We start from the raw sequence: 18,043 nt of genomic DNA, 5'->3' as shown, positions 1-18,043 counted from the left end.
GCTCAGACGGCGCCCAGGATCTCCTCGAGCCCCTCCACGGCCTCCGCGAAGCCGGACCCGGCCCGGTCGGCGAGCGCTGGGAACAGGAGAGCGTCCTCCTTGTCGGCATGCAGTGCGAACGCCCTCACGACGGCCTGCCCCACGGCCGCCGCGCGAACCCCGTCCGAGACCCGCAGCTCCTCGACCAGGGCGGCAATCGCCTCGTGGTCGTGCCGGAGTCCTTCCACGAGGAGCTGTGCCTCGGCGACGGCGGCGGCAGTGGGGTAGATCCTGTCCTCTTCCGCGACGCAGTGCGGTACGAGCTCGTCGGTGCACCACTCGATGAGGTTGCCCTTCTCGTCGTACACGGTGCCGCTGTCCCCCGCTTCGACGGCGGCCGTCAGGGTCTGGGACAGCGCGGACGCGCGATCGAGCATGTCGGCGTGGTGACTCCGTACTGCCGTCAGGGCCTGCCCGTCGGAGAGGTGAGATGCCATGGCGACATCATCGCCCGGCTCCGGCTGGACCCTCAAGGCTTGAGTCGGTCAAGCCTCGAAGGCTCCTGCCTGCTGCCGGCATGGCCTCGCCGTGGTCACATGTGCACGTGCAGGCGCCGCGCCGCCTCCGAGATCGAGCCCGAGAGCGACGGGTACACCGCGTACGTCCCGGCGATGTCGTCGACGTGGAGCTTCTGTTCGACTGCGAGGGCGAGGCCGAAGATGAGCTCCGAGGCGTTCGAGCCCATGACTACGGCGCCGATCACGGTGCCCGTCCCCTTGCGGGCGATGATCTTGACGAACCCGTCCGTCGTGTTGCGCATCTTGGCGCGCGCGTTGCTCTTGAGGCGCAGTGTCACGATGTCGCCGGCGACCTTCCCGCTCGCGACGTCCGCTTCGGAGACGCCCACGGACGCGATTTCGGGAGACGTGAAGATGTTCGAGGCGACGTAGTTGAGGTTGAGGGGCGTCGTCTGGTCGCCGAGGAAGTGGGCCACGGCGATGCGACCCTGCATGGCCGCGACCGAGGCGAGCGCGAGGACGCCCGTGCAGTCCCCCGCCGCGTAGACGTTGATCGCCGTCGTGCGGGAGACGCCGTCGACCTTGATGTGGCCGCTCTCCGACAGCGCGATGCCGGCCTCCTCGAGACCGATGCCGGCGGTGTTCGGGATGGAGCCGACGCACACGAGGCAATGCGAGCCGGTCACCTTGGTGCCGTCGCCGAGGACGACGGCGACGCCGTCGCCCGTGCGTTCGACGGCGGCCGCGCGGGAACGCGAGAGGACGTTGACGCCGCGCCGCGAGAAGACCTTCTCGAGCAGCTCGGCCGCATCCTCGTCGGATCCCGGGAGCACACGGTCCCTCGAGGACACGAGCGTGACCTTGGCCCCCAGCCCGTTGTAGGCGGACGCGAACTCCGCACCCGTCACGCCGGAGCCGACGACGATGAGGTGCTCGGGGAGCTCCTCGAGCTTGTAGATCTGGGTCCAGTTGAGGATCCGCTCGCCGTCGTAGCGCGCCGTCGGCAGTTCGCGCGGGTGGGCGCCCACGGCGAGGATGACGGCGTCCGCCTCGACGCGCTCGACGCCGTCCTCCGTCGTGACCTCGATCGTGTGCTGCTCGACGAGGCGCCCCTCGCCCATGACGAGCCGGACACCGAGCTGCTCGAGGCCGGCCCGGATGTCGTCCGACTGCTGGCGCGCGAGGCCGAGGAGACGGGTGTTCACCGCGCGGATGTCGGCACGCTTGTCCGGCTGGCCGTCGTGCTCGCCGAAACGGACGCCGAGTGTGGACGCCTCCTCGACGCGCGTCATGAGGTCAGAAGTCGCGATGAGGGTCTTGGACGGCACGACGTCCGTCAGCACCGCGGAACCGCCGAGTCCGGCGCGTTCGACGACGGTCACGCGGGCTCCGAGGGAGGCCGCGACTGAAGCGGCCTCGTATCCCCCAGGGCCGCCTCCCAGGATCGCGATGTGGGGCACGCTGAAGTCGGGGTTCGTCGTCACGGATAACCATTGTGCCTGCCCGTCCACCGCACCACCACCTCCTGGAGCACACTCCCGCGTGATGTGGCGCACGGATCCCCGTGTGGCGTGCCACCCGCGGGACGGCGTTGGTAGGTTTCTACCTGTGACGACTTCCGAGCCCTTCGTGCTGGCCCAAGCCGCCGCGGACCACATTGCCAAGGCGACCGGCGCGGCCTCGCACGATATCGCTCTCGTCCTCGGCTCCGGCTGGAGCGGCGCGGCGGACCTCATCGGAGAGGTCACGGCGACACTTCCGGCGGACGAGGTCCCCGGGTTCTCCGCCCCCGCCGTGGTGGGGCACGTCGGCACCATCCGCTCCGTCCTGCTCCCGAACGGGAAGCGGGCACTCGTCCTGGGCGCCCGCACGCATTATTACGAGGGCAAGGGCGTGCGGTCCGTAGTCCACGGCGTCCGCACGGCTGCGGCAGCCGGCTGCTCGGTTGTGGTCCTCACCAACGGCTGCGGGGGGCTGAACCCCTCATGGCGTCCCGGGACACCGGTCCTCATCCGCGACCACATCAACCTCACAGGGGTCTCGCCCCTCGAGGGAGCGACGTTCGTGGACCTCACCGACCTCTACTCGCCGCGCCTGCGCGAACTCGCCCACGGAATCGACCCGTCCCTCGACGAGGGCGTGTACGCACAGTTCCCGGGTCCCCACTACGAAACCCCGGCCGAGGTCCAGTACGCGCACCGGATCGGAGCAGACCTCATCGGGATGTCGACCGCCCTCGAGGCGATCGCCGCCCGCCACTCCCGCATGGAGGTGTTCGGCATCTCGCTCGTGACGAACCTCGCCGCCGGGATCAGCCCCACCGCCCTGAGCCACGAGGAGGTGCTCGCGGCGGGCCAAGCCGCGGGCCCGCGCATCTCGAGGCTCCTTGCCGACGTCATCGCGAAGATCTGAAGGGTTCCCATGAGCACCTCACCGGCAGAACTGGAAGACCTGCGCGCCCGCGCCGAAGCCTGGGCGGCCGCCGATCCGGACCCGGAGACCGCCGCGCAGCTGCGCGCGACCCTCGAGCAGGCAGCCGAGGGACAGGCCGCCGCGTCCCAAGAGCTCGCCGACGCGTTCGGGGGCGCGCTCGAGTTCGGGACGGCCGGGCTGCGCGCTGCGCTCGGCCCCGGGCCCAACCGGATGAACCGCGTCGTTGTCCGGCGCGCCGCGGCCGGCGTCGCGGAGTTCATCCTCCGGAGCGTGAGCGGACACCCGTCCGGCGACCGCCCGCGCGCCGTCGTCGGCTTCGACGCCCGCAAGAACTCGCACGCGTTCGCCGTCGAGACGGCCGCGATCTTCACCGCGGCGGGGATCCAGACGTTCCTCATGCCCGAGGCCCTGCCGACCCCCGTGCTCGCCTACGCCCTCCTCGCCCTCGACTGCGACGGCGGCGTGATGGTCACCGCGAGCCACAACCCGCCCCAGGACAACGGGTACAAGGTGTACCTCGGCGGCCGCGCCTGCGACGACGGCGGGCGGGGGGCCCAGATTGTCGCTCCCATCGACGCCGCAATCGCCGAGCTCATCGATGCCGTCGGCGCGGTCGGGGACATCCCGCTCGCCGAATCGGGCTGGACCGTCCTCACGCCGAACATCGCCGCCGAGTACCGGACAAGCGTGGCGGGCCTGGCCCGGCCCGACCTCTTCCCGGCACGCGATCTCAGGATCGTCCTGACGCCGCTGCACGGCGTCGGGGGAACGACGGCACTCGGGCTCCTCCGCGAGGTGGGCTTCGCCGACGTGACCGTCGTCGAACAGCAGGCCCTCCCCGATCCGGGTTTCCCCACCGTCGCGTTCCCGAACCCCGAGGAGCCCGGCGCCCTCGATCTCGCCTTCGAGACCGCGCGCAGCGTCGACGCGGACATCGTGATCGCGAACGACCCCGACGCGGACCGGTGCGCCGTCGCCGTCCCCGACCCTGCGACCGGGGAGTGGCGCATGCTCCACGGCGACGAGGTGGGCGCGCTGCTCGGGGCCCACATCGCAAGCCGCCTCGGCCCTGCGGACGCCGGGCATCAATCAGCGGACGGCCTCGACGCCCCAGGCCACGTCTTCGCCAACTCGATCGTCTCGTCCCGGCTCCTCGGGCGCATCGCGCAGGCGGCCGGCATCGAGCACCGCGAGACGCTGACCGGGTTCAAGTGGATCTCGAGGGTCCCGGGCCTGACCTATGGGTATGAGGAGGCCCTCGGCTACTGCGTCGCGCCCGAGCTCGTGAAGGACAAGGACGGCATCTCCGCCGCCCTGCTCATCGCGGAGCTCGCAGCCGACGCGAAGGCGCACGGCGAATCCCTCCTCGACAGGCTCGACGCCCTTCAAGTGCTCCACGGCGTCCACCTGACCGACCAGCTGAGCGTTCGTGTCGCGGATCTGGGACTGCTCGACGCCATGATGGTCCGGCTCCGGGAGAACCCTCCGGCCGCGTTTGCGGAATCGCCGGTCGAGACGACAGTGGACCTTTCCGAAGGCTCCACCGAGCTGCCGCCCACCGAGGGGCTCGTGTGGGTGACTCGCGACGCGACGCGCGTGATAGTCCGTCCGAGCGGCACCGAACCGAAGCTCAAGTGCTACCTCGAGGTGATCCGGCCGGTCGACAGCTCGGCCGAGCTCGCCGACGCCCAGACGGCCGCACGCGTGGCGATGGACGCGGCTCTCGAGGACGTGCGCGAGGCGCTCGGGCTCTAGCGCTTGGGGGTCTAGAACACCGCCCGTCGAGGCCGGAAAGGTACGAATCGACACAACTCAGAACCCGCATCCGGCTCTTTCTGAGTCAAAGGGCCGTGAGTTGTGTCAGATCGAACTCCGGAGGCCAGCTAGGCAGCGACCTGGACGATGCCGTCCACGACCCGGGCAGGGAACGCGGCAAGCGGAGTCCCGTCGCCGTCGAGTCGCTCGCCAGTGCGCAGGTCGTAGACCTGCTTGTGGAGCGGGGAGGCAATCGTGGGGCGGTCGCCCCGCGAACCCACGATGCCACGGGCCATGACGTGGGCACCGGTTAAGGGGTCGCGCTGGTCGACGGCGTAGACGTCTCCCGCGGGGAGGCGGAAGACGGCCACCTGACGGCCCGCGACAAGCGCGGCCTCGCCCCAGTTGGGCTCGAGGTCGTTCAGGTTGCACACGCTGTGCCAGGTCGGAAGAACTGTGGCCGCGGCGGCTTCGAGGGCGTCCAACTCGGGTGCAGGGGCAGTGATCGTCATGCCCCAACGCTACGGACGCCCCCGTTTCACCCGGGTTGAACCTGGGTCACGCACAAGTAAAACCGGCCTCACGGACGCCGACACATGCCTGTGACAGCGAAGTTAATCCGCCGTTACACGAGGGCAACTGCGGCGAAATGGCCCCTTCCTACGCTGGAGGAAACCCCGCCGGACTGCCCGGCGCCCTTCGACGGAAGGCACCACGTGAGCATGCCCAGTCCGGTGGAACCCAGTCCGGTTGAACCCAGCGCCGGTAGCCCCGGTGAACCCAGTCCTCGGCGGATCGCCGTCGTCGGCGGAGGCCCCGCCGCGCACCGCTTCGTGGACGCTATGGCGGCCAGGGGGCTCAAGGGGTTCGAGGTCACGGTGCTGACCGAGGAAGCCCATCTCCCCTACGACCGGGTGGCCCTGTCCAAGGCGCTCCTTGACGACGTCGACCTCAGCCTCGGCGACGCGGCGATGTGGGACACCCCGGGCATCACGCTCCGCATCGGAAGGAGGGCCGTGCACATCGACACCGACGCCCGCGTCGTCCACGCCGAGGACGCCGAGGGGCACCTCCATGAACACCCTTACGACGAGCTGGTCCTCGCCACCGGCTCCGACGCGGCACGCCTGCCGATCCCCGGCGCCGACAGGAGCTGCGTCTACCGCACCCTCGACGACGTGCGGTTCCTGCGCCTCGAAATCGCGCGGCTCGCCCGGGAACTCGGCCGCCAGCCCGTCGTCGCCGTCATCGGCGGTGGCCTCCTGGGGCTCGAAGCCGCGGCGGGTGCCCAGGACTTGGGCGCGAAGGCCGTCATCGTCAACGGCGCTCCGTGGCTCATGAACAGGCAGCTCGACGAGGGCGCCGGCCAGGCGCTCGGGCGGCTCATCGAGGCGAAGGGCTTCGAAGTCCACGGCGGGGTGCGGCCGGCCGAGGTAGTCGTCGCGGCGGCCGAAGCCGACGCAGGCGGAGGGGACGGCGGCCAGGTCATCGGCGTCCTCCTGGCGGACCAGCGCTTCATCGACGCTGACCTCGTCGTCGCCGCGATCGGAGTCCAGCCCCGTGACGAGCTGATCCGGGCCGCCATCCGTGAAGCGGGCACAGCCGGGAAGGCGACCTTCGAGCTCGGCCCGCACGGCGGCGTCGTCATCGACGAAGCGTGCGGCACCGGCGTCGACGGCGTATGGGCCATCGGGGAGGTGGCGAGCTTCGGCGGGATGTGCCTCGGGCTCGTCGCGCCGGCCAACACGATGGCCGAGATCGTCGCCGATCGCCTTCACGGCGGGGCGGCCACCTTCCCGGGGTTCGACACGGCCACGAAGCTCAAGCTCTCGGGGGTCGACGTCGCAAGCTTCGGCGACGCGTTCGCGGCGGAAGCCGGCGCACTCGAGATCGTCTACGCCGACCCGGCCCGCGGCGTCTACCAGAAGATCGTGACCACGGACGATGCGAGGACCCTCCTCGGCGGCATCTTCGTCGGGGACGCGGCGCCGTATCAGAGCCTGCGCCCGCTGCTCGGACGCGAACTTCCGGCCGAACCCGCTGCGTTCCTCAGCGCGGCGGGAGGCGGCGAGGCCCCCGAGACCGAAATCCCGGACGACGCGATCCTCTGCTCATGCAACAACGTCTCGGCGGGCAGGCTGCGCGATGCTGTGAACGCGTGCGGGACGGGCCACCCGGCGGGAGGCACGGCAGCAGAACCGGTGCGCGACGTCGCTGGGCTCAAGGCCTGCACCCGCGCCGGGACCCAGTGCGGCTCATGCGTGCCCATGATCAAGAAGCTCCTCGAGAACGAATTGCAGAAGTCGGGCATCAGTGTCTCGAAAGCCCTCTGCGAGCACTTCGAGCTCTCGCGGCAGGAGCTCTTCGACTCCATCCGCGTGCTCCAGCTCACCTCGTTCGAGGACATCCTCGCCCGCTACGGCACGGGCGCCGGATGCGACATCTGCAAACCGACCATCGCCTCCATCCTCGCGTCCCAGCATTCCGCCTACGTCCTGGACGAGGGCCGCGGCACGCTCCAGGACACCAACGACCGTGCACTCGCGAACATGCAGAAGGACGGCACGTACTCGGTCGTCCCGCGCATTCCGGGCGGCGAGATCACGCCGGAGAAGCTCGGTGTGATCGCCGCCGTCGCCCAGAAGTACGGGCTCTACACGAAGATCACGGGCGGCCAGCGCATCGACATGTTCGGTGCCCGGCTCGAACAGCTCCCCGAGATCTGGAGGGAGCTCATCGACGCAGGCATGGAATCCGGGCAGGCCTACGGCAAGAGCCTCCGGACGGTGAAGAGCTGCGTCGGGTCGACGTGGTGCCGCTACGGCCAGCAGGACTCCGTGGGCATGGCGATCCAGCTCGAGCTTCGCTACCGCGGGCTCCGGAGCCCGCACAAGCTCAAGCTCGGCGTCTCGGGCTGCGCCCGGGAATGCGCCGAGGCCCGGGGCAAGGATGTGGGCGTCATCGCGACAGTTGACGGCTGGAACCTCTACGTCGGTGGGAACGGCGGCGCGACCCCGGCCCACGCACAGCTCCTTGCGAAGGACCTCGACGACGGAACACTCATCAGGTACATCGACCGCTATTTCATGTACTACATCCGCACCGCCGACCGTCTGCAGCGCACCGCGCGCTGGCAGGAGGAGCTCGACGGCGGCCTCGAGCACCTGCGCCAGGTCATCGTCGAGGACTCGCTCGGGATCGCCGCCGACCTCGAGGAGGCCATGGCCAAGCACGTCGAGTCGTACGAGGACGAGTGGGCCGCGACCCTCAAGGACCCCGAGCGGCTCCGCCGTTTCCGCCCGTTCGTGAACGCGCCCGACGCCGTCGACGAGTCGATAGTGCACGTCCCCGAGCGGGACCAGATCCGTCCCGCGACCCCGGCCGAACGCGTCGCCCTCGGCGCCACCATCCCCGTCCGCTCCCAGCTCGATGGGGCGTGAGATGCAGCTCGAGATGGCTCTCGACGGGACAGCGGTCGTCCTCCTGGGCGAGGCCGACGATGCGCGACAGGCCCTCGCGCGCTACCAGCGGGCGGGCGCGGCCCTGACGCACGTCGGATCGCCGGCCGCGTTCCCCGCCGCCGCGCTGCCCGCGCGCCCCGCGCTCGTCGCCGTCGTCCGCCCCTCTGCCGGAAATGGCGCAGGGCACGACGACGGCGCGTGGGCGCCAGCGCTCGAACACTACCGGCGCGCGGGGGTGCCCATCGTGCGGGAGCCGGCAGCCGGTCGCCGCGGACACGTGACCCTTGTGGGAGGAGGCCCCGGTTCGCAGGGCCTCCTCACCGTCGACGCGGTCGAAGCGCTGCGGGACGCCGACGTCGTCCTGTTCGACCGGCTCGCACCGTGGCGCGGCGTCGAGCGGCTCACGACGGCGGAACTCGTCGACGTCGGAAAGCTGCCCGGCCACCACAAGGTGCCGCAGGAAGAGATCAACCGCCTCCTCGTGGAGCACGCACGGGGCGCCGAGGGCCGGCGGGGTCTCAACGTGGTTCGGCTCAAGGGCGGTGACCCGTTCGTGTTCGGACGCGGAGGCGAGGAGGCGGCGGCGTGCGCGGCGGCGGGAGTGCCGGTCCGCGTGGTCTCCGGCATCTCGAGCGCGGTCGCGGTGCCCGCCGCCGCAGGAATCCCTGTGACGCACCGGGAGGTGAGCCACTCCTTCACCGTGATCTCGGGCCACGCGCCGCTCACGTCCCGGGAGCACCTGCACCTCGCGGGTCTCTGCGCCTCGGGTGGAACGCTCGTGGTCCTCATGGGCATCGCCAACCTCCCGCATCTCGCCGCCGGGCTCCGCAGCGCCGGACTCCCGCTCGAGACGCCGCTCGCCGTCGTCGAACGCGGGCACCTGGCCGGGCAGCGGACCACGATGACGAACCTCGGTCGCGCCGAGGCGGACACCGCCGCGTGCGGAAATCCGGCGGTGATCGTGGTCGGAGAAGTGGTCCGCGTCGCCGACGCCCTCCGGGGGGACGTCGATGAGCGAGGACTGGCCGATGAGCGAGGACTGCGCGGGCTCGCGGGCGCGCTCATCGGTGCGTGAGGGGAAACTGGGAGCATGGAGGCGGACGGTGAACCGAGGATCGGCAGGCAGACGGACGATGAGCCGACCACGAAGGGAGCAGCATCCGCGATGAGCACGACGCTGGCGGAAGAAGGCCCGACCCGAGGGGCCGAGCTCGAGTCCCTCCTCAAGGGCTTCCGAGTGGGAGTGACCGCCCACCGGCGCGCCGAGGACCTCATCGAGGCGCTTGAACGCCGAGGGGCCGAAGTGCTGCACGCGCCGGTCCTCACCATCGCGCCGGTAGACCAGGACCTCGGCGTGATCGAGGACACGAGGCGCACGATCGCCGTCCGCCCGGACATCTGCATCGTCACGACGGCCTACGGCATGCGGCGCTGGACCGATGTGGCCGACGCAGCGGGACTCGGCGACGACCTCCGGGAGGCGCTCGGCGCGGCCGCGCTGTACGTGCGGGGCCCCAAGGCGCGCGGCGCAGTCAGGGCAGCAGGACTCGCCGACGTCGGCATCTCGCATGACGAGACGACGGCCACGCTCGTCGACCTCGTCCTCCGGGAGGGAGGCGGGCGCCTCGACGGCAGGCGCGTCGTCGTCCAGCTCCACGGCTACACCGACGCCGCACAGCTCGACCGGCTCCGCCGCGCGGGAGCCGAACTCATCACCGTGGCCCCGTACCGGTGGGTGCGGCCCGAGGGCGAGGACCGGCTCGCCAGGCTCATCGAGGCTGTCTGCGCGGGCGAGCTCGACGTCGTGACGTTCACGAGCGCGCCAGCCGTCGACGCGCTCTTCAGCGCGGCGCACGAGCTCGGCCTGCACTCCCAGCTCCTCGCCGCGTTCCGGCAGCGTGTGGCGACCGCCGCCGTCGGCCCCGTCACGGCAGCACCGCTTCAAGCCGCAGGGCTACACCCCTGGGTGCCCGACCGGTTCCGCATGGGCGCGCTCATCAAGCTCGTGACCGACAACCTCTCCCGCCGGCAGATCCGGCGGCTCGAGACACCGTCGGGACCGGTCGAGCTGCGGGGACGCACTCTCACCGTTGCAGGTGAGGAACTGTGCCTCCCGCCCGCCGCGATGCTGCTGTTCCGTGCGCTGTTCGACGCCGGCGGGGCCGTTGTACCCCGCGATTCCCTCGCCCGGCTCCTGTCGCAGAGCGGCTCGAGCCACGCCCTCGACATGGCCGTCAACAGGCTGCGCAACGCCCTCCCCTCCGCCGACCTCGTGCAGACGGTGGTCAAGCGGGGCTATCGGCTCCAGGTCGAGCGGCGGTAGGTGAGGCATCCCGTCGGGGGCAGCGACCCTATGCCAGTATGGGAAGACCCGATTCGAAAGGACGCCGCTGTGTCTTCCGAGCCTGTGTCTTCCGGGCCTGTGTCTTCCGGGCCTGCCTCCTCTGGGGCTGCCGCCCTTCGTCCCGGGGATGTCGCCGGGTTCATCGACCACACCCTCCTCAAGCCGACCGCAAGCGAGGCCGACATCCTGCGGCTGTGCAGCGAAGCCGTCGAGTACGGCTTCAAATCGGTGTGCGTGAACCCCGTGTGGGTCAAGACGGCCACGAAGGCGCTCCGCGGAAGCGGCGTGCTGACGTGCTCGGTGGCAGCGTTCCCGTTCGGCGCGACTCCGACGGACGTCAAGGTCTACGAGGCGCGGGGAGCGACCCTCGACGGAGCCCATGAGGTCGACGTCGTCATCGATGTCGCCGCGGCCCAGGCCGGCGACCGGGGAGCGCTCGTCGACGACCTCCGCGCCGTGGCCGAGGCCGTCCACGGCAGTTCCGCCATCCTCAAGGTGATCATCGAGACCGCGCTCCTCACCGACGAGCAGAAGGTGCTCGCGTGCGAGGCAGCTGTCGAGGCTGGGGCCGACTTCGTCAAGACGTCGACCGGCTTCAACGGCGGGGGCGCGACCATCGAGGACGTCGCCCTGCTGCGTCGAACGGTCGGGCCGCACATCGGCGTCAAGGCGTCCGGCGGGGTGCGGACCCTCGAGGACGCGCGGGCTATGATTGCAGCGGGCGCCAGCCGGATCGGCGCGAGTTCCGGTGTGGCCATCGTGACCGGCGGAGCAGCGGCCGGCTCATACTGAGCGCCGGATGTACTAGGACTTGAGGAGAGAGACCATGGCGGAGAACGTCAAGAACCGGCCGATCGAGAACGAGAACCCGCTCGTCGGCAACATCATCATCTTCGTCGTGATGATCGCAATCTTCGCGGCCGGTATCGTCGCCGTCTCGTGGCTCGACTTCACGAACGTGTGGCCAATGGCGGCCCTCATCCTGTGCTTCGTGGGCGCGTTCTTCATCCCGATGACGTTCATCGGCCGCTCCGACTCCGGCAGCGAGCACCGCAGGTAACGCAACCCCTCCCTAAGCGTCTCGGGTACAGCTATCCCCCTCCCCAAGCGTTTCGGGTACAGCTATCCCCCTCCCTAAGCGTCTCGGGTACAGCTATCCCCCTCCCTAAGCGTCTCGGGTACAGAAAGCCCGACTGGATATCCCTCCGGTCGGGCTTTCTGCGTCCCGAGATTTGCATAGCCGACTGCTCCTCCCCAAGCCGAACTACTCCTCCCCAAGCAGTATCCGTACCCGAGATCTATGCGCTGTGGATAAACCAACGGCGGCCGGGTGGGGCTATGGCTGAATGGGCCCATGCCGTCGCCAAAGTCCCTCCCAGCCCAACTCCTTGAGTCTTCGTTCACCGTCGACGAGGCCCTGCGCCTCGGGGTGGGCAGGCGGCGGCTCGAGGGCCCAGACCTCTTCCGGCCGAGCCGAGGGATCCGCGTTCCGGAATCGGCGCTCCAGAGCTTGCTCCAGCGGGCTCGTCCTTACACCGCAATTCACGAGAGCACCGCGCTGAGCCATCTCAGCGCCGCCATGGTCCACCGGATCCCGCTCCCCTCATGGGCTCAAGATCCCACCCTCATCGACCTTTCTCGGGCGGTCGTCCCTGGCGGCAGCGATCGGTTAGGACAGCCGCGCCGACCAGAAGTCCGGGGTCACCGGCTCAGGCTCAAGCCCGATGAAATCACAATGCTTTCGGGCACCAGGGTGACTACGCCGGAGAGAACATGGGTCGACCTCTGCGGAATGCGCAGACTGACCATGGACGACGTCGTGGCCGCGGGCGAGTATCTCGTGTCCGAACATCAACGCACTTTCCATCCACGCACCGCCGTCGTCCGGCTCTCGGACCTGCGATCGTTCGTGGAGAGCCGCCACCGCGTCGTCGGCCTCGGTCGCGGGCGCATCGCTCTCGACCTCTTGGCTGTCGGAGTGGATTCGCCCCAGGAGTCGTACGTGCGCCAGATCCTTGAACGTGCAGGCCTTCCTCGCTTCGTCCCCAACTGCCCCGTCGTTGACCCTTGGGGAGGAATAGTGTGGGTCGATTTGGGAAACGTCGAGTTCCGCACTGCTCTCGAATACGAGGGCGAGCACCACTCCACCCCCGAGCAGATGGCGATGGACGTGTGGCGGGACCGACGCACGCGGTCCTCAGGCTGGAATCAGGTCAAGATCACCAAACACGACCTGGCCCGAGGCGAGGCCTATGTCGTGAAACGAGTCCTCGATGCCCTCCGTGACCACGGCTATCGGGGATAGTTGCCGTACCCGAGACGGACCCAGGGCCGAGTTGGCGTACCCGAAACACACCCCAAGGCCGAGTTGGCGTACCCGAAACACACCCCAAGGCCGAGTTGGCGTACCCGAAACACACCCCAAGGCCGAGTTGGCGTACCCGAAACACACCCCAAGGCCGAGTTGGCGTACCCGAAACGGTCAGTCGGTGAAGATTGCCGTGACTACCTGATCGGCCCAGTCGAGGATCTCCTTGTCCTGGAGGTCCCGGCCCCCGACCGCGGCAGTCTTGGGCTTGGGCACGAGGACGGCGTTGAGCGCCGGCTTGTACTGGGCCCCCTTGTACATGCGGGTGAGCCGCATCTGCTTCGACTCGGGAAGCTCAGCGGGAGCGAACCGCACCATGTTCCCCTGGAGGGCGACGTCGGTCAGGCCCGCCGCCCGCGCTCGTACCCGGAAGCGGGCGACGGCGGCGAGGTTCTCCACGGGTGCGGGAGGCTCGCCGTAGCGGTCGGTCAGCTCGTCCATGACCTCGGCGATGGCGGCGTCGTCGGTGGCTGCGGCGAGCTTGCGGTAGGCCTCGAGCCGGAGCCGCTCCCCCGGGACGTAGTCGTGCGGGAGGTGGGCGTTGACCGGCAGCTCGATCTTCATCTCCGCGGCCTTCTCCTCGGACTCTCCACGGAAGTCGGCGACCGCCTCGCCGACGAGCCGGATGTAGAGGTCGAAGCCGACGCCCGCAATGTGGCCGGACTGCTCGCCGCCGAGGAGGTTGCCCGCACCACGGATCTCGAGGTCCTTCATCGCGAGCTGCATGCCTGCGCCCAGCTCGTTGTGGGCCGCGACAGCCTTGAGCCGCTCGAGCGCGACCTCGCCGAGCGGCTTCTCGGACGGATAGAGGAAGTACGCGTACGCCCGTTCACGGCCGCGCCCCACGCGGCCGCGAAGCTGGTGGAGCTGCGACAGGCCGTACGAGTCGGCCCGGTCCACGATGAGGGTGTTGGCGTTCGAGATGTCGAGGCCGGTCTCGATGATCGTCGTGCACACGAGGACGTCGAAGCGCTTCTCCCAGAAGTCGACGATGATCTGCTCGAGGCGCCCCTCGGACATCTGCCCGTGCGCGACCTCGACGCGCGCCTCGGGAACGAGCTCGCGCACCGCCGCCGCCGTCTTCTCGATCGTCGAGACGCGGTTGTGCACGAAGAAGACCTGGCCCTCGCGCATGAGCTCACGGCGGATCGCGGCGGAGACCTGCTTGTCCGTGTACGGTCCCACGTAGGTCAGGACGGGATGCCGTTCCTCCGGAGGCGTGGCGAGCGTCGATGTCTCCCGGATGCCCGTGAGGGACATCTCGAGGGTGCGCGGGATCGGCGTAGCCGACATCGCGAGGACGTCCACATTGGTGCGCATCTTCTTGAGCGCTTCCTTGTGCTCGACGCCGAAGCGCTGCTCCTCGTCCACGATCACGAGCCCGAGGTCCTTGAACTCGACCTCCTTCGAGAGCAGCCGATGCGTGCCGATCACGACGTCGACGCTCCCGTTCTTGAGGCCGTCGACCGTCTCCTTCGCCTCGGAACCGGTCTGGAACCGGCTCAGCGCCCGTACGCGCAAGGGGAACCCGGAGAAGCGCTCCGAGAACGTCTCGAGGTGCTGCTGGGCGAGCAGAGTGGTCGGCACGAGCACCGCGACCTGCTTGCCGTCCTGGACGGCTTTGAACGCGGCGCGGACCGCGATCTCGGTCTTGCCGTAGCCGACGTCGCCGGAGACGAGGCGGTCCATGGGGATGTCCCGTTCCATGTCTGCCTTGACCTCGTTGATCGTCGTGAGCTGGTCGGGCGTCTCGACGTACGGGAAGGCCTCCTCGAGCTCGCGCTGCCACGGCGTATCGGGTCCGAAGGCGTGCCCCCGCGAGGCCATGCGCGCGGAGTACAGGCGGATGAGCTCGCCGGCGATCTCCTTGACGGCGCGCTTGGCCTTGGACTTGGTCGCGGCCCAGTCGGCGCCGCCCATCTTCGACAGCGTCGGAGCGTCGCCGCCGACGTAGCGGGTCACCTGGTCGAGCTGGTCTGTGGGGACGAACAGGCGGTCGCCCGGGGCGCCGCGCTTCGAGGCCGCGTATTCGAGGACGAGGTACTCGCGCGTCGCGTCCGACCCGCCCCCGGCGACCCGGCGCTGCACCAGTTCCACGAACCTTCCGATTCCGTGCTGCTCGTGGACCACGAAGTCGCCTGCGTGGAGCTGCAGGGGGTCGACGGCGTTGCGGCGGCGCGAGGGCATCTTGCGCATGTCCCGGGTGCCCGCGGCGCTTGCTCGGCCCAGGAGGTCGGCCTCGGTGAGCAGTGCGAGCTTGAGGCCGTCGAGCACGAACCCCTTGCCGGCTGTCGCGGTCGTGATCTCGATGATGCCCGGCTCGGGCTCGCGCGCGAGGCCCTCCACCCGGCTGCACGGGATCGCTGCGTCGTGGAACAGCTCGGCGAGGCGCTGCGCCGGGCCGGGACCGTCGGTCGCAACGACGATGCGCCACTGGTCGGAGACCCGGGACCCGATGAACTCGGTCATCTCCGCGACGTCGCCCCGGTAGCCGCGCGGTTCCCGGGCGGCGATGGAGAGGACGTCGATGTCGAGCACGGTCTCCTCGTCGACGCCGAGCGATGTCACGGACCACCACGAGATGGAGCGGGCGACGGCGGCCGTGCGGGTGTCGGCGAGCGACGCGAAGCTCGCGTCCTCGAGGCGGCCCACGTGCTCCGAGGGGTCGGAGCCAGCGCCGGCGCCCGCGGCGACGCTCAGATCGAGCGGCGCGGCACCGCCGTCGGACGCCGTGGCCCACGCCGCGGCGAGGAATTCGTCGTTGGTCGCGGCAAGGTCATGGGCACGGGTGCGGACCTTCTCCGGCTCGAGGAGGAGCGCGACCGACCCCTGCGGCAGCTCCTCGACGAACGGGACCATCGCATCGACCAGAAGCGGGGCGAGCGATTCCATGCCCTCGACCGCGATGCCTCCAGCGATTTTCTCGAGCATGTCCTCAGCGGCTGGTAGCTGGCCCTTGAGCCGGGCCGCGCGGCTCATGACGGACGGCGTGATGAGCAGCTCGCGGCAGGGCGGCGCGAACAGGACGGTCGGGTGGTGCACGTGCGGCCCCGTGAGCGAGCGCTGGTCGGCGACGGCGAACCAGCGCATCTGCTCGACCTCGTCGCCGAAGAACTCGATGCGGACCGGATGGTCCTCGGTCGGCGGGAACACGTCGATGATCCCGCCCCGCACTGCGAACTCGCCGCGGCGGGTGACCATGTCGACGCGCGCGTAGGCCGCCGCGGCCAGGGCGCGGACGACGCCGTCGAAGGGCTTGTCCTGCCCCACGGCAAGGGACACGGGGGTCAGCTCGCCGAGCCCGGCCACGAGGGGCTGCAGCACCGCGCGGACAGGGGCGACGACGACGCGCAGCGGCTTGCTCCCGGTTTCGCCGGCCGCGTGCCCGTCTGCCTCGGGGTGCGCGAGGCGACGGAGGACGGACAGGCGCCGGCCGACCGTGTCGGAGCGCGGCGAGAGCCGTTCGTGGGGAAGGGTCTCCCAGCTCGGGAAGAGCGCGACCGTCCCTGGCTCGACGTAGGCGCCGAGGGCGTCGACGAGGTCCTCGGCCTCGCGCTCGGTCGCGGCGACGGCGAGCAGCACGCCGTCGCCCTCGGGCAGGCTGTCGAGGATCTCGGCGATGATGACGGGCCGCATTCCCGCGGGCGCCGCAACCTGGAGGTCCTGGCTGCGCCGATCTGCCGGCTTGGAAGCGTAGTCGCGGAGCTTGGCAATGGTCGGGTCCGCGGCGAGCGCACGGCGCAGTCCCTCGAGCGTCGACGGACGGAGGACGTCGACCGATCCGGCGGGCAGCACATCAGGTGCCACCGGACGCGGCGCCTTTGATGACACAGGGAACCTCCCAGGGCAGCACAGAAACCCGGAACTGTTGAGCAGTCCGGGGGATGCGTTAAGCCTACCCCGGGGCCGCGGCGCCTACGATGGGCGCATGGACGCCGCCTCCGCTTCCCGCGATCCCCTGCGCGCCGGCTCGCGCCGGCGGCGGATCGCGTTGCGCGTCACGGGCGGCCTTTACGTTGCCTTCGTCGCCGGGGTTGTCTTCTGGCCGACGCCGGTCGACCGCCCCGAAGCCGGGACGCTCGCGAGCATGTTCCTCTGGCTGCACCGCCACGGGGTCCCCCTGTGGTTCGGCTACAACCTCTTCGAATGGCTCGCGAACGTCGCCTTCTTCATCCCGTTCGGCGTTCTCGCGGTCCTGTTCGGCTCCCGTGTGCGCTGGGCAGTCCTCGCCGCGTGCTCCGTTTCCACCGTCGTCGAGCTGGCGCAGTGGCTCTTCCTTCCGCAGCGGACGGGCTCGGTGTGGGACGTCCTCGCGAACACGTGCGGGGCCTTCATCGGCGCCGGGGCGGCGGCCCTGTGGACTCGGAGGCCCCGCCGCGCCCCCTAGGATAGTCACGGCGCCCATCCCCCAGGGGCGTCTGAGCCCAGACAGATTGGAAGGACTCCATGGCCCTCGAAGCCACCACCACCCTGAACTACCCGGTCCAGCAGGTCGTCGCAGTCTTCGCCGATGAGGCGTTCCAGCGCCACGTGAGCGAGCTTGTCGGCGGCAAGCTCGAGTCGTTCACGGTCGACGGCGACACCGCGACCGCCTTCACGGCCACGATCGTCCGCCAGGTGCCGACCGGTCGCCTCCCGGAGCTCGCGAGGAAGTTCGTCGGCGAGCACGTCAACGTCACGCAGGTCGAGACGTGGGGCGCCCCCGAGGCCGACGGCTCGCGCAAGGCCGACATCACGGTCAAGGTCGCGGGCGCGCCTGTCGAAGCCGCTGCTGCTCAGCGACTGGTAGCAGACGGCTCGAGCACGCGGATTGAGCTCACGGGCGCGGTCACGAGCTCGATTCCGCTCCTCGGCGGCAAGATTGCCCAGGCGGCCGAGCCGTTCGTGGGCAAGGCGCTCAACATCGAGGCCACGCAGGCTGCTGCCTGGCTCGCGGGCGAGATCGCCTGATGCAGCTGCCCGCAGCCCTCTCCTGGCTCCTCATCATTGCCGGGTCTGGAGCATCGTCGTGTGGCCTCAGTTCCTTCGGCGGATCATGAAGGATCCGCGGGCCCGCGACGAGACGGGGCGTGCGACGCGGTTCCTCACCGTCCACATGTACCTCGTCGCGATCTCGGTCACCCTCGGTGTCGCGGTCGCGGTCGTCGGTGTGAGGACGATGTTCGCGTAGGGTGCCAGTTCTCCG

At 70.0% G+C, this 18,043-nt stretch carries 14 protein-coding genes and 1 pseudogene; 11 read left to right on the top strand and 4 right to left on the bottom strand.

Translation table 11 applies throughout. The annotated features are described in order from the left end of the window. Positions 1–2: 2 nt before the first annotated feature. Both E6A21_RS08250 and E6A21_RS08245 read right to left on the bottom strand, forming a co-directional pair. On the bottom strand, positions 3–476 hold the full coding sequence (locus E6A21_RS08250) for a hemerythrin domain-containing protein (protein ID WP_138443672.1): 474 nt from the start codon (positions 474–476) through the stop codon (positions 3–5). Positions 477–571: 95 nt separating this feature from the next. Further along, positions 572–1,981: an NAD(P)H-quinone dehydrogenase gene (locus E6A21_RS08245; protein WP_138443671.1), complete on the bottom strand. Its 1,410-nt coding sequence runs from the start codon at positions 1,979–1,981 to the stop codon at positions 572–574. 124 nt (positions 1,982–2,105) lie between these two features. Here E6A21_RS08245 and E6A21_RS08240 point away from each other — a divergent pair, with 124 nt between their 5' ends. Beyond that, the gene (locus E6A21_RS08240) at positions 2,106–2,909 is read left to right on the top strand and encodes a purine-nucleoside phosphorylase (protein WP_246036274.1); all 804 of its coding nucleotides are present in this window, start codon (positions 2,106–2,108) and stop codon (positions 2,907–2,909) included. A 9-nt stretch (positions 2,910–2,918) separates the two neighbouring features. Continuing rightward, on the top strand, positions 2,919–4,685 hold the full coding sequence (locus E6A21_RS08235; protein ID WP_138443670.1) for a phospho-sugar mutase: 1,767 nt from the start codon (positions 2,919–2,921) through the stop codon (positions 4,683–4,685). A gap of 128 nt (positions 4,686–4,813) precedes the next feature. On the opposite strand, the gene nirD is transcribed toward E6A21_RS08235, so the two are convergent. Next, positions 4,814–5,197, bottom strand: coding sequence for a nitrite reductase small subunit NirD (gene nirD / locus E6A21_RS08230; RefSeq protein WP_138443669.1), 384 nt, complete (start codon positions 5,195–5,197; stop codon positions 4,814–4,816). 210 nt (positions 5,198–5,407) lie between these two features. Here nirD and nirB point away from each other — a divergent pair, with 210 nt between their 5' ends. From nirB to E6A21_RS08200, 6 genes are all read left to right on the top strand, one after another. Further along, positions 5,408–8,125 carry a nitrite reductase large subunit NirB gene (gene nirB / locus E6A21_RS08225; RefSeq protein ID WP_138443832.1) on the top strand — a complete coding sequence of 906 codons (2,718 nt, stop codon included), beginning with the start codon at positions 5,408–5,410 and terminating at the stop codon, positions 8,123–8,125. A gap of 1 nt (position 8,126) precedes the next feature. After that, the gene (gene cobA / locus E6A21_RS08220) at positions 8,127–9,221 is read left to right on the top strand and encodes a uroporphyrinogen-III C-methyltransferase (protein ID WP_138443668.1); all 1,095 of its coding nucleotides are present in this window, start codon (positions 8,127–8,129) and stop codon (positions 9,219–9,221) included. A 90-nt stretch (positions 9,222–9,311) separates the two neighbouring features. Further along, positions 9,312–10,469, top strand: a complete 1,158-nt coding sequence (locus E6A21_RS08215; RefSeq protein ID WP_138443667.1) for a uroporphyrinogen-III synthase — start codon at positions 9,312–9,314, stop codon at positions 10,467–10,469. 69 nt (positions 10,470–10,538) lie between these two features. Continuing rightward, positions 10,539–11,282 carry a deoxyribose-phosphate aldolase gene (deoC, locus tag E6A21_RS08210; RefSeq protein ID WP_425471534.1) on the top strand — a complete coding sequence of 248 codons (744 nt, stop codon included), beginning with the start codon at positions 10,539–10,541 and terminating at the stop codon, positions 11,280–11,282. A 34-nt stretch (positions 11,283–11,316) separates the two neighbouring features. Continuing rightward, positions 11,317–11,550, top strand: a complete 234-nt coding sequence (locus E6A21_RS08205) for a DUF2207 domain-containing protein (protein ID WP_138443665.1) — start codon at positions 11,317–11,319, stop codon at positions 11,548–11,550. Between the two features lie 732 nt (positions 11,551–12,282). Next, the gene (locus tag E6A21_RS08200; RefSeq protein WP_246036272.1) at positions 12,283–12,795 is read left to right on the top strand and encodes a hypothetical protein; all 513 of its coding nucleotides are present in this window, start codon (positions 12,283–12,285) and stop codon (positions 12,793–12,795) included. Positions 12,796–12,972: 177 nt separating this feature from the next. Here E6A21_RS08200 and mfd read toward each other — a convergent pair whose 3' ends face one another. Then, a complete protein-coding gene (mfd, locus tag E6A21_RS08195; RefSeq protein ID WP_246036269.1) occupies positions 12,973–16,665 on the bottom strand; it encodes a transcription-repair coupling factor in 3,693 nt (1,230 codons plus the stop codon). Positions 16,666–16,786: 121 nt separating this feature from the next. Here mfd and E6A21_RS08190 point away from each other — a divergent pair, with 121 nt between their 5' ends. From E6A21_RS08190 to E6A21_RS08180, 3 genes and pseudogenes are all read left to right on the top strand, one after another. Further along, entirely contained in the window at positions 16,787–17,245 is a 459-nt protein-coding gene (locus tag E6A21_RS08190; RefSeq protein ID WP_171041327.1) for a VanZ family protein, read from the top strand. Positions 17,246–17,304: 59 nt separating this feature from the next. Further along, positions 17,305–17,808 carry a DUF2505 domain-containing protein gene (locus tag E6A21_RS08185; RefSeq protein WP_138443662.1) on the top strand — a complete coding sequence of 168 codons (504 nt, stop codon included), beginning with the start codon at positions 17,305–17,307 and terminating at the stop codon, positions 17,806–17,808. Further along, a pseudogene (locus tag E6A21_RS08180) lies at positions 17,808–18,028 on the top strand (SCO4848 family membrane protein). Before E6A21_RS08185 ends, E6A21_RS08180 begins: the two are co-directional and overlap by 1 nt. The last annotated feature ends 15 nt before the right edge of the window (positions 18,029–18,043 follow it).

Origin of the sequence: Sinomonas susongensis, from assembly GCF_005877005.1 — a bacterium.
GTDB classification, from domain to species: Bacteria; Actinomycetota; Actinomycetes; order Actinomycetales; family Micrococcaceae; genus Sinomonas; species Sinomonas susongensis.
Note: the sequence above shows the minus strand (reverse complement) of the source record. Positions and strands in the feature narration are given on the sequence as shown.

Coding starts and splice junctions, on each gene's coding strand:
- E6A21_RS08215 (WP_138443667.1), top strand. CDS start 9,312: ATGAGCACGACGCTGGCGGAAGAAGGCCCGACCCGAGGGGCCGAGCTC.
- nirD (WP_138443669.1), bottom strand. CDS start 5,197: ATGACGATCACTGCCCCTGCACCCGAGTTGGACGCCCTCGAAGCCGCC.
- nirB (WP_138443832.1), top strand. CDS start 5,408: ATGCCCAGTCCGGTGGAACCCAGTCCGGTTGAACCCAGCGCCGGTAGC.
- cobA (WP_138443668.1), top strand. CDS start 8,127: ATGCAGCTCGAGATGGCTCTCGACGGGACAGCGGTCGTCCTCCTGGGC.
- E6A21_RS08235 (WP_138443670.1), top strand. CDS start 2,919: ATGAGCACCTCACCGGCAGAACTGGAAGACCTGCGCGCCCGCGCCGAA.
- E6A21_RS08190 (WP_171041327.1), top strand. CDS start 16,787: ATGGACGCCGCCTCCGCTTCCCGCGATCCCCTGCGCGCCGGCTCGCGC.
- E6A21_RS08200 (WP_246036272.1), top strand. CDS start 12,283: ATGCGCAGACTGACCATGGACGACGTCGTGGCCGCGGGCGAGTATCTC.
- E6A21_RS08250 (WP_138443672.1), bottom strand. CDS start 476: ATGGCATCTCACCTCTCCGACGGGCAGGCCCTGACGGCAGTACGGAGT.
- E6A21_RS08185 (WP_138443662.1), top strand. CDS start 17,305: ATGGCCCTCGAAGCCACCACCACCCTGAACTACCCGGTCCAGCAGGTC.
- E6A21_RS08205 (WP_138443665.1), top strand. CDS start 11,317: ATGGCGGAGAACGTCAAGAACCGGCCGATCGAGAACGAGAACCCGCTC.